The sequence below is a fragment of the Rhodococcoides fascians A44A genome, assembly GCF_000760735.1.
GTDB lineage: Bacteria > Actinomycetota > Actinomycetes > Mycobacteriales > Mycobacteriaceae > Rhodococcoides > Rhodococcoides fascians_E.
Genome location: NZ_JMEX01000008.1, coordinates 2,537,304 through 2,550,040 on the forward strand (window position 1 = coordinate 2,537,304; position 12,737 = coordinate 2,550,040).

General features: G+C 61.8%; 12 protein-coding genes, 1 tRNA gene and 1 pseudogene. 7 read left to right on the forward strand and 7 right to left on the reverse strand.

The features are described from left to right. Positions 1-6: 6 nt before the first annotated feature. Genes BH95_RS24140 through BH95_RS24150 form a run of 3 tightly spaced genes read right to left on the reverse strand, consistent with a single transcriptional unit; the run spans position 7 to position 2,022 of the window. On the reverse strand, positions 7-750 hold the full coding sequence (locus BH95_RS24140; protein WP_037184648.1) for an SDR family oxidoreductase: 744 nt from the start codon (positions 748-750) through the stop codon (positions 7-9). Between the two features lie 57 nt (positions 751-807). After that, positions 808-1,461, reverse strand: coding sequence for a hypothetical protein (locus BH95_RS24145; protein WP_037157733.1), 654 nt, complete (start codon positions 1,459-1,461; stop codon positions 808-810). A 33-nt stretch (positions 1,462-1,494) separates the two neighbouring features. Continuing rightward, a complete protein-coding gene (locus BH95_RS24150) occupies positions 1,495-2,022 on the reverse strand; it encodes a hypothetical protein (protein WP_037184650.1) in 528 nt (175 codons plus the stop codon). Between the two features lie 136 nt (positions 2,023-2,158). Here BH95_RS24150 and BH95_RS24155 point away from each other — a divergent pair, with 136 nt between their 5' ends. After that, on the forward strand, positions 2,159-2,968 hold the full coding sequence (locus BH95_RS24155; RefSeq protein WP_020110789.1) for an alpha/beta fold hydrolase: 810 nt from the start codon (positions 2,159-2,161) through the stop codon (positions 2,966-2,968). Positions 2,969-3,058: 90 nt separating this feature from the next. Further along, on the forward strand, positions 3,059-3,313 hold the full coding sequence (locus tag BH95_RS24160) for an MbtH family protein (protein WP_019663793.1): 255 nt from the start codon (positions 3,059-3,061) through the stop codon (positions 3,311-3,313). Here BH95_RS24160 and BH95_RS24165 read toward each other — a convergent pair. Next, on the reverse strand, positions 3,310-4,791 hold the full coding sequence (locus BH95_RS24165) for a threonine/serine ThrE exporter family protein (protein ID WP_019663792.1): 1,482 nt from the start codon (positions 4,789-4,791) through the stop codon (positions 3,310-3,312). The two genes, BH95_RS24160 and BH95_RS24165, sit on opposite strands and share 4 nt — an antisense overlap. 88 nt (positions 4,792-4,879) lie before the next feature. Here BH95_RS24165 and BH95_RS24170 point away from each other — a divergent pair. Further along, positions 4,880-4,951, forward strand: a tRNA-Thr gene (locus BH95_RS24170). 27 nt (positions 4,952-4,978) lie between these two features. On the opposite strand, the gene BH95_RS24175 is transcribed toward BH95_RS24170, so the two are convergent. Together BH95_RS24175 and BH95_RS27910 are read right to left on the reverse strand one after the other, a co-directional pair. Beyond that, the gene (locus BH95_RS24175) at positions 4,979-6,241 is read right to left on the reverse strand and encodes a tyrosine-type recombinase/integrase (protein ID WP_052060152.1); all 1,263 of its coding nucleotides are present in this window, start codon (positions 6,239-6,241) and stop codon (positions 4,979-4,981) included. Beyond that, positions 6,234-6,842 (reverse strand): helix-turn-helix transcriptional regulator, encoded by a 609-nt coding sequence (locus BH95_RS27910; protein ID WP_052060153.1) that lies wholly within the window; start codon positions 6,840-6,842, stop codon positions 6,234-6,236. Before BH95_RS27910 ends, BH95_RS24175 begins: the two co-directional genes overlap by 8 nt. Before the next feature lie 111 nt (positions 6,843-6,953). Between BH95_RS27910 and BH95_RS24185 the strand changes: the two genes are divergently transcribed. Continuing rightward, the gene (locus BH95_RS24185; RefSeq protein ID WP_037184652.1) at positions 6,954-7,142 is read left to right on the forward strand and encodes an excisionase family DNA-binding protein; all 189 of its coding nucleotides are present in this window, start codon (positions 6,954-6,956) and stop codon (positions 7,140-7,142) included. A 937-nt stretch (positions 7,143-8,079) separates the two neighbouring features. After that, positions 8,080-8,673: pseudogene (locus BH95_RS29670) on the forward strand (DUF3631 domain-containing protein). A gap of 1,188 nt (positions 8,674-9,861) precedes the next feature. On the opposite strand, the gene BH95_RS28600 reads toward BH95_RS29670, so the two are convergent. Continuing rightward, a complete protein-coding gene (locus BH95_RS28600) occupies positions 9,862-10,794 on the reverse strand; it encodes an LppP/LprE family lipoprotein (protein WP_157773157.1) in 933 nt (310 codons plus the stop codon). Positions 10,795-11,088: 294 nt separating this feature from the next. On the opposite strand from BH95_RS28600, the gene BH95_RS29845 reads away from it, so the two are divergent. Together BH95_RS29845 and BH95_RS28850 are read left to right on the forward strand one after the other, a co-directional pair. After that, complete coding sequence (locus BH95_RS29845) at positions 11,089-11,328, forward strand: helix-turn-helix domain-containing protein (protein WP_037184654.1); 240 nt, start codon at positions 11,089-11,091, stop codon at positions 11,326-11,328. Between the two features lie 538 nt (positions 11,329-11,866). Further along, the gene (locus tag BH95_RS28850) at positions 11,867-12,370 is read left to right on the forward strand and encodes a hypothetical protein (protein WP_157773159.1); all 504 of its coding nucleotides are present in this window, start codon (positions 11,867-11,869) and stop codon (positions 12,368-12,370) included. The last annotated feature ends 367 nt before the right edge of the window (positions 12,371-12,737 follow it).

Consider the following 12,737-nt stretch of genomic DNA (forward strand, 5'->3'; position numbering starts at 1 on the left):
TCCGTCTCACGTAATTCGGAAGCCGCCATTGCTGTACAGCACCTGCCCGTTGATCCAGGAACCGGCGTCGGAGAACAGAAAACGCACGAGGTTGCTCGTGTCCTCCGCGGTTCCGAGTCGGCCGGCAGGTGTTGCAGCAATGGCGGCTTCTCGTATGTTCTCGGTCATCCAGCCGGTGTCGACGGGGCCCGGGTTCACCACGTTCGCACGAACGTTCAGATCCGCCAGTTCCACAGCGGCCGCCGTGACGATGCGATCCAGCGCCCCCTTGCTCGCGCCGTAGGGCAGATTGTGCGCGGTGTGATCGCTCGTCAACGCCGCGATTCTGCCTCCGGATCCGTCGAGCTGCTCCGCGAATGCCTTGACCAGAAGCCAGGTGGCCCTGGCGTTCACAGCGAAGTGACGGTCCCAACTGTCCACGTCGGTGGTGAGGATGGAGCTGTCCTCCGATTCACAGTGCGACATCACCAAGCCCGTCACCGGACGTGCAGCGGCGTCGAACAACCGAGCGGGCACCGACGGGTCGCTCAGATCACCCGGTGCCAGAGACACGGAGACCCCGAGCGCGCGGCAAATCTCTGCCACGCGCTCGGGGTCGTCGGCGTCACGGATGTATCCAAGCCGGTCGTCGTACGGAGTCCAGTAGTTCAGGATCAGATCCCACCCGTCCTCGGCGAGTCCGACAGCGAGGGCGGAGCCGATCGACCGGATCCGCCCGACACCGGTCACCACTGCAACACGAGGTCCCATGCCCTGACCGTAGGACGATCGAGCCGGCCGAGCGAGCGATTTATCGTGCCCGGGTGATCAGTCCGATTCCTTCTCAGCGAGGAACAGCTTCTCGATCCGCGCTGCCTCTTCCTTCTTGTCCTCGGCCTCTTCCTGACGCTCCGCCGCGTCGGCGAGCTCGGACTCCGCAGGCGCTGACGCGGCCTTCTCGACCTTGTCGATCTGTTCCTTCTGCTTGCGCTCCGCGTCCTCGGCGGCCTTCACCCGCGCCGCCGCTGCGTCGTCGGCCTGCTTCTTGCGGGCCGCAGCCTTTCGGTCGGCCTCTTCTTCGGCCTCGGCCTTGCGCTGCTCGGCTTCTGCCCGTGCGTTCTCGGCCGCCTCGCGTGCAGATTTCGCTGCGGCGTCACGTTCCTGCTCGGCAGTGCGACGAGCTGTCTCGAGCTTGGTCTTGGCCTCGGTCTCCGCGGCGTCGGCTTGCGCGTCGAGCTTCTTCGCGAGACCGATGTGGTCCGCGTGATCGACCTTGTCCTGGCCGCGCGACTGGACATCGGCGTCTCCGAGGATCTTGCCGACCTTGTGATCGAGGGTTCCGACGGCCCGCTCGTACGCGAGCCGCGCAGGGGCTTCGGTACTCCACGTCTGCACGACGTTGCTCTCGAACAGGTCGAGCGGGATGCGAACGATCCGGTACTGGAAACGCAGTATCGAACGCGGTATGTCGAGCACACTCATTGTCGGTTCTCCTGATGCTTGATGTCGGCTGGTCTACGCATTGCGACGAATGCGATCGGCGGCGTCCCGGGCTGCGTCCGCGGCGGCGGCTTCCTGCCGGTACCGGGCAACGGCTTCCAACTCGTCCTGGTCGGCGTCCGCAACCTCCGACCGGGCGTCGGCTGCGGCTTCGATCTGCTCGGCCCGAGCGTCGACCTCCGCGTCGGCGCTTTCGGCGGCCACGGCGCGGTCCTTGGCCTTCTCGGCAGCGATTCTCTGAGCCTGCTGAGCGCGACGAGCCTCGTCCTCGGACGCCTGAGCACTGGCCTCGACGGAATCTCGCTGGGCGTCCGCACTGTTCTTGACCTCGGCCAGACCCTCGCCGGCCTCGGCTGCCTGTGATTCCGCCGCCAGTTCGGTGGCCTTGGCTTCCTTCTTCTCACGGGCCTGTGCGGCCTGGAGCTGCCCCTCGGTGGTCAGCGAGTCATTGCCCGTCACGGCGCCGGCGACCTCCTTGGCCTTGCCTTTGACGGCGTCGAGCAGGCCTTTTCGTGCCTCGTGCGATGCACTGTCGTCGGTCATGGTGCCTCCTGTGCAGTCGTGTCGATAGGGCGGGAGAGAACTACCCGAACGCCGATGCTGGAAACCCGTCGTTCGACGCATGTCCACGGTCGGCCGTAAACTCTGCGCGAGCACAAGGCAACAGACGAGGAGTTTCATGCCCACCGCGACGGTGAACGGGATAACGCTGAACTACCAGGTCAAGGGTTCCGGGCCGCTGGTCGTGCTGATCATGGGCACCGGCAGCCCCGGTCGTGTGTGGGATCTGCATCAGGTTCCGGCGCTGGTCAAGGCGGGATACCGGGTGTGCTTCTTCGACAATCGCGGCATCGCGCCCTCGTTCGAGTCCGTGCAGGGCATCACCATCGACGACCTGGTCGCAGACACCGCCGCGCTGATCGAGCTGGTGCGCGAGGGCGACGAGAAGGCGTTCGTCGTCGGTACGTCCATGGGTGCTCGGGTCGCCCAGGAGCTTGCTCTCCGACGCCCGGAGCTCCTCCGCAAGGCTGTGTTCCTCGCCGGTCATGCTCGCCTCGACGAGTTCCAGCGCACTCTGGGCGAGGGTGAGGTCGCGTTGGCCGACGCCAAGACGCAGCTGCCACCCAAGTACGCGGCAGCCATCACTGCTGCGCTGAACCTCTCTCCGACCACGCTGGCGGATTCGAGGACGGCTCGGGACTGGCTGGATCTGCTGGAATTCTCCGTCGCACCCGTCACTCCCGGGGTACGCGCCCAGATCGGCATGGACGATTCCTTCGACCGCACCTCGGCGTACGGCAAGATCGATCTGCCTTGCCTGTCGGTCGGGTTCGAGCACGACCGGATGATTCCCGCGTTCCTCGGAGCCGAGCTCGCGAAAGCCATTCCCGACGCGCAGTACATCGAGATCCCCGACGTCGGTCACTACGGCTACCTGGAGCGTCCCGACGCCGTCAACGACGTCATTCTCGAGTTCTTGAAGAGCTGACTGCCCGCTGCGCTAGTGTGCGTTGCTAGGGTCAGGGGGGCACTTCACCCATGAAGACTGCCTATTTACGTATGCGACGAGTGAGGCGAGATGAGTACCAATCCATTCGATGACGAAGACGGACGCTTCTTCGTGCTGGTGAACGACGAAGACCAGCACTCGCTGTGGCCGACCTTCTCCGATGTCCCGCAGGGATGGCGCGTCGTCTTCGGCGAGGACAGCCGCGCAGCGTGCTTGGAGTACGTGGAGAAGAACTGGACGGACATGCGCCCCCGCAGCCTGCGTGAGGCCATGGAGGCCGACGCTGCAGCACGTCAGTCCGCCGAGGGCACTCCCGAGGCCTAGGCCTTCTTCTTTTTCTTCAGCTCGACAGGACCGCGTCGCCGACGAACAGTCGGACGGCGCGGTTCTTCTTTGCGGCGAAGAGTCGGGCGAAGCAGCTCTTCGGTGCGCGCGAGGATGCGCGGACGGCGGAGAGTACGAGCGCCCCACTCACCGAGTGTGACCCCTGCGGCGATTCCGCAGCCGATGCCGAACGCGGCGAACAGCGAACTGATGCCGAGCAGCAGCTGGTCGTTGAGTATCGCGTACAGGCCTCGGTACAGCGCCAGACCGGGCAGCAGCGGCGTGATGCCCGCGACCGCGACGATCAGTGGTGGAATCAGCGCGCGACGTGCCATCAGACCACCGGCGAAGCCGACGACCGTGGCAGCGAACGCCGAGGCGATGATCGGACCCGTGTCGACGGTCTGCACCAGCAGCGACACCAACGCCCCGGCGAAACCGCCGAGGAACGCAGCCGTCAGTGCACGCTTCTCCGCGTAGCACGCCAGGGCGTAGAACAGCGCTGCCGCAGCACCGGCCAACACCTTGGTCGGAACCTCGAGAATGTCCGGCGGGGCGGTATTGCTGATGAGCGGCAGATCGCTGCCGATGATCGCCGCCAGCTTCAACGACGTGGCGACGCCGGCAATGATGCCGCCCGTCATCATCAAGACCTCGAAGAACCTGGCCGACGCCGTGATCGGCGCCCCCGTGATGGCGTCCTGAACCGAGCCCACCAACGACAGCCCGGACAGCAGCACAGTCACACCGGCCGCGATGACGAGCGACGGCGACACCGTGACGCCCAGCTGATCCTGGAAGTTGAACAGCGTGATCGCCGGTGTCGCCGCGACGAAGCCGCCGACGACCTGCTGGAAGAAGAACGGAAGACCGACCCGGTTGAGGACGCGGCCGATTCGGTCGATCACCATCGTCGTCAGGAAGCTCACGACGGCCACCAGCACACCACCGCCGAGCAACACACCGATGGACGCGGCCATGCCCGCCCACGCGAACGTCGCCGTCCACCGGTTGTACGGGTGCGGGGCAGTGGTGATCGCGTCCAACGTGTCCAGTGCCTGCGACGGCGGAATCAGCTTCAGCCGAATGCTGCGGATCAACCGGTCGACAGCCGCGAGCCGCGTGAAGTCCATCGAACGGTAATGAACGATGCGCATCGTCGTCGACGGCGGACGCGTTGGACCACGATGGGCACTGATGGTGATGGAGTTGTACGTCACATCGACATCACAGCGCGCAAGACCATACGTGGCCGCTACATTCTGGACCTGGGTCGTCGTATCCATCGCAGCGGTGCCCGACGCCAACAGAACCTCACCCACCCGAACAGCCAGATCCAGAACCTCCGCCACCACCGCGTCGTCGGTGAGGTCGATCGGCTGCAGCGGTGACGGCGCTGCAGTGGGTGTATCGATAGTGGCGCGACGCTCGCCGGTCAGACGACTCAGCGAGGTCGTCAAGTCTTGCAGAAAGCTCATGTCCGTTTTCTGTAGCTGGGGTGATCCACCGACAAGGTACCTGTTTGGACTGTGCGTTCGATGAACGGATATGCTGTCCCCGCACAACGCCTCCTTAGCTCAGCGGTAGAGCACTCGCCTTGTAAGCGAGCGGTCAACGGTTCAATCCCGTTAGGGGGCTCCGCCCAAGAAGGCCTTTGACCAGCAATTATGCGAGTCGGGGGCCTTTTTGATTTTCAGGCTGGATTGCCGAGTTGTCACGACTTGTCACAAGTCGTTCCAAACTCGCTGCAGCGAGGCCTAGGGCGTCATCCTGAGAGTGCGCGTAGGTACGCATCGTGAAGGCCGAATCTGCATGCCCCAGCCAAGCCGAAATGACGGCAATTGGGACCCCTTGAAGGTGCATCAGGGTGGCGCACGTGTGCCGAGCATCGTGCAGTCGAATCGGGGTCACGCCTGCCGACTTGCAGATGGCTTGCCAGTAGTTCGAGACGGTGTCCGGGTGGTACGGCTGGCCGCTCTCGTCGCTGACAACGTGGGTGCCGGGACCGTAGGCCTCGCCGAGGGCCAGACGCTCCCGCTGCTGCTGAGTCCGTGCTTGCTTCAACGCTTTCGTCAGTGCTGGAGTCAGCGGAAGACTCCTGGTTGACCTCTCGGTCTTGGTCTCACCCTCAACCACCTTGCCGTTCACTGAGACCCGGTTGTTGGATATCCGCACCCGACCAGCGTCGAAATCGATGTCGATCCATCGGAGTCCGCACACCTCACCTCGCCGAAGTCCGGATAGCGATAGGTGCCATGCATGCCCGTTGCGGTCTGTGTTGGCTTTGGTCAACACGGTCCGAACCTCGGCCTCGGTGAAGGTCTTCATGGCCTTTTTTGTCCGAGGCATCCGGTCGACCAGTGCAGCCACGTCGCGGACCAACATGCCTTGCTTCACCAGGCCGGTAAGGACCGCGCTGATCGTGTTGATCATGGGATTTACGGTCTGTGGCCCCCAAGGCCGGCGGGGCTTGCCCTTGCTGTTCGACAGCGTTCCCGCTACCAGCTCGTTGATCAGTGCATCGATATGAGCTTTGGTGACCTTCTGGACAGGCAGAGACCCGTACTTCTGCCGGAACGGAGCAAGGGCGTGACGTGACGCGCTGAGTGTGGTCGGGCGTACCCGGCGGCCCATCAGCCAGTTCTCGCATGCCGTGTCAACGGTCAGCTCCGAGGATGAGACATGGGTGCCTCGAGCCACCTCATCGAGCACGCGGGCCAGCACTGCCCGTGCCTCCTTCTCTGTGTCGTACCTCTTGCGCGTCTGTACACGCTTGACCTTGATCGAGTGCGTGCCGTCCGCGTTTTGGACTGGGATCTCACGGGTACCGGCGTCGACGGTGACCTGATATCGGGCCACCTTCTTACGGGTCGTCCGGTCGGTGACCATGTACTTCGTGATCTGAGGCGGGAGCTGCTGCCTAGCCATCAGAGTCCACCGTCCAGCCTTTGTCGCGCATCTGCTTCGCGTGCACCGACAGCATTGTTTCTCCGGCAGATACCGCGAAACCCATCTGGAACGTGCTCGGTCCAGTTTGGGTGATCCCACCGTCAACGTCACTGTCACCGACCTGGATGGGTCGGGTCGACTTGGGGAGGTCACCGTCGATTTGCATCTGACGCATGCGGGCCAGAGTGCGAGATGCCCTGAGCCGAGCAATCTCCGGCGACGGAGACTCCTCTAACGGGTCGAGCGGGATCTCGCCACCGAACCACCGCACGCCGTCGATTGCACGCCGCTCAACACCCGGAGCTACCTCGACAGGGCCGTCGGGAACGTCGCGGTAGATCAGCGAGATTGGCGGGACACCAAGTGCAAGAGCAAGTCTGACGACGGTCGAGACGGACGGCATGGTCTTGAGTCGCTTGTACTCGATGTTGGAGACGATTGAGCGTGGAAGTCCTGCTGCTTCGGCGAGCTTGGCCTGAGAGAGTCCAGCGGCGGACCTCAGGTCCTTTAAATCGTTGCCAAGTCGTTCGGCTGACCTCTGCTCCCAGTCGGCCCACTGCTGTTCCATGAGTTGCATCATGAGGATGCATCTTATGCCAATTATTGCATCGTGTCGATTGATCTGATTAGGTCTCAATGGGAAGCAACCGCACCCCGTTTTTGTATCCAGAGGAAACATTAGGAGAACGGCATGGCACAGCTACTTCAGACGGACCAGGCGTCCAGTCGACTCGGCATCAGCCGCAGCAAGCTCTTTGGGCTTATTCAGTCGGGCGAGCTGCCGTCCGTGAAGGTCGGCAAGCGCCGACTGGTTTCCGATTCGGCCATCGATCAGTTCATCGCGAAGCTTGAGGCCGAAGCCGGACGGCAGAGCGCCTGACTAACAGAACCGCCCCGCTTGATCCCGTCGGTTGCACCCGAGGGGAGCGGGACGGCCAGAACACCCACACTAAGAAGGAATTCAATGACCCAATCTAGTCCGCTGAGCCCGAATGATTACGAGGAGGCCGCAACTCGCCTCCTCTTGGCCGCAGTGATGTCCGGCCGACGCTTCGTTGTCAGTGCTGTGTTGTCCTCAATCAAGGCCCGCCGTCCTCACCACTGGATGAATGGACTGATCGTCAGGGACATGGAGGCCAAGGGCTTGCTTCAACACGCGGGGTACGGCGGATCTCACTTTCCATTGGATAGGGGTAAACCCTCGAATCTTTGGATGTGCAACGGGAGCGTGGCCCGGATCAGGGCGAGGAATCTACTGGCTGCAGATGGGAAGGGCCGAGATGCCCGCTGAGTGCTCGACGAGCGAATCCGACAATGTCCCTGCTGACGACGCGACACAGGACGAAGACTGCAGCGGGCGGGCGATTCTCGACGACGTGCATGCTGCGATCAGCCGCTACTGTCAGTTGCCCAGCGACGAAGCCCTCGACGCGGTGAGTCTCTGGGTTGTTCACACCCACGTAAGCGACATCTTCGACTTCGCACCTCGATTGGTAGTCCGCAGCCCCGAAAAGCGTTCTGGCAAAACGCGCTTGCTGGAGATACTCGCAGAACTCGCACACTCGCCACTGAGGACCGTGAACGCGTCCGTCCCGTACATCTTCAGATCGCTGAACGAGGATGGCGGACGCACCTTGTTCATCGACGAAGCTGACGCCCTGTTCGGGACCCGCAACAAGGCAGACCAGCACGAGAGCCTTCGCGGCCTCTTGAATGCCGGATTTCAGCGCGGGCTCACCTACGGTCGAATGTCGACTGAGATGCTTCCAGAGGAGTTCGACGCGTTCGCGCCGGCTGTCGTGGCGGGAATCGGCCGGATGCCCGACACAATCGAGGACCGTTCCGTCATCATCCGAATGCGAAGGAGAAAGGACTCGGAAGCAGTCGCTCCGTTCAGGATTCGCCGTGACAGGCCGGCGCTCGAGGTGATGAAGGACCGGATCGCTCTGTGGGCTGTGGACGCCGCTACTCGATTGATGGACGCTCAGCCCGACATGCCGGTCGAAGATCGTGCAGCGGACGTCTGGGAGCCCCTAGTCGCAGTCGCGGACGAGGCGGGCTCAGACTGGCCGACGAGAGCTCGCAAGGCAGCGCTTGCCCTGACCACGCAGGCTTAAATCGACGACGTGGAGGCAAGCAAGACCCGCATCTTGGGGGACATACGAGCCGTCTTCAAGGGCTGCCCCACTACCCACTTCTTCAAGGCCGACGATCTTTGCGCCGCGCTGATGCGTCTGGACGAGTCTCCCTGGGCCGATAGGTCGCTGAACCCCTCGAAGCTTGGGCATCAACTTAAGCCGTATGGAATCCGGACTGCTCACAACGCTGACAAGTCCGGCCGTGGGTACCGGACTGCCGACTTCCGGGATGCCTTCGAGCGGTACCTACCGGTGCTTGCTCCGGAGGCGTAACTGGCTAAATTAGGGGCGGGCTGGGAGGGACTGTGAAGGTAGCGGATTACCTGACGGTCATCCGTCAAGCTGTATTGCTCATGAACGGCGAGGTCCTCTGGTGTCCGGTTTATCGCTCGCCGGACGCCATCGGACACCTCAGGACGCCTTCTAGAGACCACACCAAACTCGGAGCAGCGTCCTTCACAGGCGGGTGGCACGTCAACCGAGAGATTGAACTTTCAGACCGAAAGTAACGCGACATAGGGTTTGCCTGGGAGCAAGTGGGAGCTCGCCGCGGTGAGCGATGAACCGGCGATCCACAACACCTCAAGCCAGGTGTCTTAGCTTCGTCGACGAAACGTCTGACTCAAAGAACCGAATTCGTTTGCGGTGCCACTGGAGTGGTCGCATGATCGATCCCGTCATGTAAGTCTCCAAGCTGTGGAAGGCAGCCCCGGTTATCCAAGATATGCGCAGTGCAGACGGTTCTAAGTACAGAGTCGATCATCGTCGTTGTGGGTGTCCAGCTGGCTTTGATTTTTAGCGATCTTAGCTATGGGCCCGCGTACCGCAAAGGTGTCCCAAGTCGTTGACCTGCTGATCTTTGGACACCTTCGAGTCCATATAGCGAAGTAGACCCGGCTGTAGTCCGTACCAAGACTGTATGAATTGACCCAAGTCCACGTATATCAAGTGTCAGAGAGGGGCACACTGCAATTTCTGTGGCAGGGACTCCGCTGGGGCCGAGCCTTCCGATCCGGAAGGGAAGTGAAAGAGGAGAAGTGAGTATTGATCCCTGCCCTGGCTGTATAGTCATGAACGCGACAGGGTTTGCTTCACTGGTTACTGCAGGAACAAGCAGAAGCGGTCTGAGAGGTTTTGCAATCCAGGCTGTGGATCGTCTGTCTGCGCACCTTTTTCAACACAGCGGTTTTCACAAGCGTGTAGTCCGAAGGTGTGAAGTTTGATCAGCGGACAAGCGCTGGCTCAGTGGGCTCTATTTCCTCGCCCGGGCGGGGGAGAGTCAGTTTCGTAGGTATTGCTCTGCCAGGTAGTCGGATGGCGCATTGGGGTCTGGCTGGCTTGGGTTGCATATGCCTTGAACATATTGCCTTTGGTTCATCACGCCGTATGCGGCTGTAGCGTCAGTCACCAAGGTACGGCCACCGGTTGTCGATCTGGAAGTTCCGAGGTGATTGAGCCCCCTCATCTCAGCTCTGGCGGAAGGAGATCGAGCATCTCGACAGCGGAACCATTCCATTGATAGCGGACAGAAGTAGTCTCACCGTCAGAGCACGCATTGCACGATTGGCCGGTTCGGTATGTGAGAGTCACCGTGTCCGATTCTCCGGTGCCTGCGGCCAGATCCGTGAACGGCAGAGCCTCGTAGGTAGCTGTTCCCTGGAAGATGCCCCGGTTGAACATCAGCGCGTGCGATGGAGAGCTGCCAGTACCACCCTCAATGGACACTACGACAGCGGACAACTCGGCGCACGGGTCGAAGTTGCTAGCTAGCGGAACATCTGACCATGATCGTCCGGTAAGGGGTTCAGGCCCGAGTTTCGCTAAGCCACCGACGACGGCCTGCTGCTCAGTGACGACGCCGCATTCGGAAGCTGGCTCGGGAGGCTCCGCGCTTGTTGGGGTTCGGCCGCGAGGTGGCGATGTTGGCTGCTGGGTTGAACTTGTGGCCACTGGCCGGGTGTCGGCTGCGCAATCTTGGGCCAGCAGGTCACGGAAGCGCGGGTACGGGCCCTCGTAGTACACGCTGCTCACCATCGAGCTGCCGGTGAATGTTGGCCCGTCTGGGAGTTTGAGGCCGCTCAAGGCCGTGCTGGGTATATCAACCGCAAGCATGTTGCCGTTCTGACGCACCTTCAGATTCTCGATTACCACTCGATCTTCTGACTCCCCGGATGTTCCGTCCACATATGCCTCGTAGGAGCCCCTGAGTGAGGTGCTGGGGCCGATGGAGACGGACAACTCTCCGCTGGCCTCCGACCGGTCCGAGAACTGAAACAAGACCGTCAGGAACTCGCTGCCTTCGTACCATTCGGTCGGCAGAGTCGGAGACGGAACCGGCTCGACGAATGCCACGGACAGATCGATACCCGATTGGTCGAACCTGGAGAGCGTCATGTTCTCGGCCACCTGGGACGTTGCCGTTCCCTCTGGAGCTTCTGTGCAGTTCACTGTGCTGGGGATGCTCAGGCTCGGTGCCTGGTCACTCGTCGCTCCACAACCCGCCACAGCCGCCGCCGACACGACGGCCACGGCAAGCGTTGCGCCGACCCCTTGTCGCGTAATCCGAACGAATCTGTTGCCACTGCCACCCGAGCTACCCAACGCCTGATCCCTCCACTGTCCGGCGAACTACATCGTGGGCTATATCCGATTTTGGGATATTTGGTTACAGGGCGATGCCCTTGTCCCGTGGAAAAGTCGATCTACTCAGCCGAGTACAGGCAGCTTTGCCTGAAGCTCCGCTCGCTGAGGGTCGCGGGAGGATTGACTCAGGCCACAGTGGCGGCGACCCTGGGCGTTCCACAATCGTTTGTCAGCAAGTACGAGTCCGGAGAACGAAGGCTGGACGTGATTGAGCTCCAGCACGTAGCCCATGCACTGGGTACAACAGCCACTCAGATCTTGTTGGGCCTCAAACCGGAGGATTGAGTCGCCGTCTGACCACGAGACTCGCTTCGGGGCCCATCGTCCCGGCTTGCTGACCTCTCGATGTGTCTCAACTGTCAGGCGGTACAGCACCCCTCAAGCAACTCATGCCCTGTACCGAACCTGTACTAAGTGCGCATACCTACAGGTCGGAAGGTCCACATCGGCGACCTCCCAACTTTTCCAATTCGACATACCACCGGAAATTCTGTGTGAGTACGGCCGAACACACTGTGAAGCAGGCGGACGCTTGCGAGACGGCTGTCAACTCGGTCCGCCCTTAACAGCCGTTGTCGACGAACCTGCCACCGGCCTACCGAGTTTTGCCGCGGATTACTTCGGCCTATTCGTCCGACTCCACTTGGCCTTCGCCTGGGTAACTCGGCCTTATGGACAAGGTGCGCAGGGTCTTGACCCAGCGTGCCGCCCAGCCCCTGGCCCGTTCCCACCCACCTTGCCCGGTGCAGTTCAACAAGGGTCGGTCTACCCACCCTCGTTGCACTCGTCCTTGCAGCTAACCCCGCCTCTTCAGGGGACATACATGCGTCGTACCGCAATTGCCGTAATTGGAGCACTATCAGCTGTCCCGCTTGCCTTTCTCTCCTCCACGCCGGCGTCGGCAAATCCGGGCGACATTGAAGCTGTCTTCACCACCACGGTCAATCCTGATGGCGGCAATTCCGTCACTGGAACTTTTTCCGCGAAGAAGGCGAACCAGCCGTTCTCCTGCGTCATGAGCGACAACGCCGTTAGCGGTGAACTGCTCCTCTACGGCACTAGCGGATCCAGCCAGCCGCCCCGTCCCGTCATATCCGTCACGGATACCGACGTGCCTGATGGCAAATACGCCATCGAGTGGATCTGCTACATGTTCGACCCGGAAACCGGTCAATTGGTTCATGACGGAACCACAGCGGCTCTGGCCGGGCAGCCTGGCTACAGTTCGCCGACCATGCTTGAGGTTCCAGCAGTCGTAGTCCCAGAGCCTGAGGTTCCGATCTGCACCGGGTCGGCTTGCTTGCCAACCGGATCATTTGGCTTTTGACTTGATTGAAGCGCTTCAGTTCGTGCTGGTGACAGGCCCACGGCGGCAGCGGTGTCTCTACGGCGACCGTCTGCCACAAGTGAGCCGCCCCGATGGCAGGTTTTGTGAGATCCTGTCCCGGATGTAACGCCCTGGCCACGGACCGGGATCGAGGGGTTAAGCACTCGGCGGACTGACCTGTCGAGCGACGTCCATCCCGACGGCACCAAGGACAGTTCATGTGGATTCTCTTCTACATTTTTGGCGGCTCACGACGTAGTGGCCCTCACCCGAATTCCTTGAAGGCTCGAATGAATCGCAGAAAGGCAAGCAAGCGGGCAGTCAAGCACCAGATCGCCCACGAGGTCCGGTTGCAGACGGCGCGGAG

What these genes read in the sequence shown, in the direction of transcription:
- BH95_RS24140 (WP_037184648.1), bottom strand. Translation starts at nt 750, where the DNA reads ATGGGACCTCGTGTTGCAGTGGTGACCGGTGTCGGGCGGATCCGGTCG.
- BH95_RS24145 (WP_037157733.1), bottom strand. Translation starts at nt 1,461, where the DNA reads ATGAGTGTGCTCGACATACCGCGTTCGATACTGCGTTTCCAGTACCGG.
- BH95_RS24150 (WP_037184650.1), bottom strand. Translation starts at nt 2,022, where the DNA reads ATGACCGACGACAGTGCATCGCACGAGGCACGAAAAGGCCTGCTCGAC.
- BH95_RS24155 (WP_020110789.1), top strand. Translation starts at nt 2,159, where the DNA reads ATGCCCACCGCGACGGTGAACGGGATAACGCTGAACTACCAGGTCAAG.
- BH95_RS24160 (WP_019663793.1), top strand. Translation starts at nt 3,059, where the DNA reads ATGAGTACCAATCCATTCGATGACGAAGACGGACGCTTCTTCGTGCTG.
- BH95_RS24165 (WP_019663792.1), bottom strand. Translation starts at nt 4,791, where the DNA reads ATGAGCTTTCTGCAAGACTTGACGACCTCGCTGAGTCGTCTGACCGGC.
- BH95_RS24175 (WP_052060152.1), bottom strand. Translation starts at nt 6,241, where the DNA reads ATGGCTAGGCAGCAGCTCCCGCCTCAGATCACGAAGTACATGGTCACC.
- BH95_RS27910 (WP_052060153.1), bottom strand. Translation starts at nt 6,842, where the DNA reads ATGATGCAACTCATGGAACAGCAGTGGGCCGACTGGGAGCAGAGGTCA.
- BH95_RS24185 (WP_037184652.1), top strand. Translation starts at nt 6,954, where the DNA reads ATGGCACAGCTACTTCAGACGGACCAGGCGTCCAGTCGACTCGGCATC.
- BH95_RS28600 (WP_157773157.1), bottom strand. Translation starts at nt 10,794, where the DNA reads ATGACGCTCTCCAGGTTCGACCAATCGGGTATCGATCTGTCCGTGGCA.
- BH95_RS28850 (WP_157773159.1), top strand. Translation starts at nt 11,867, where the DNA reads ATGCGTCGTACCGCAATTGCCGTAATTGGAGCACTATCAGCTGTCCCG.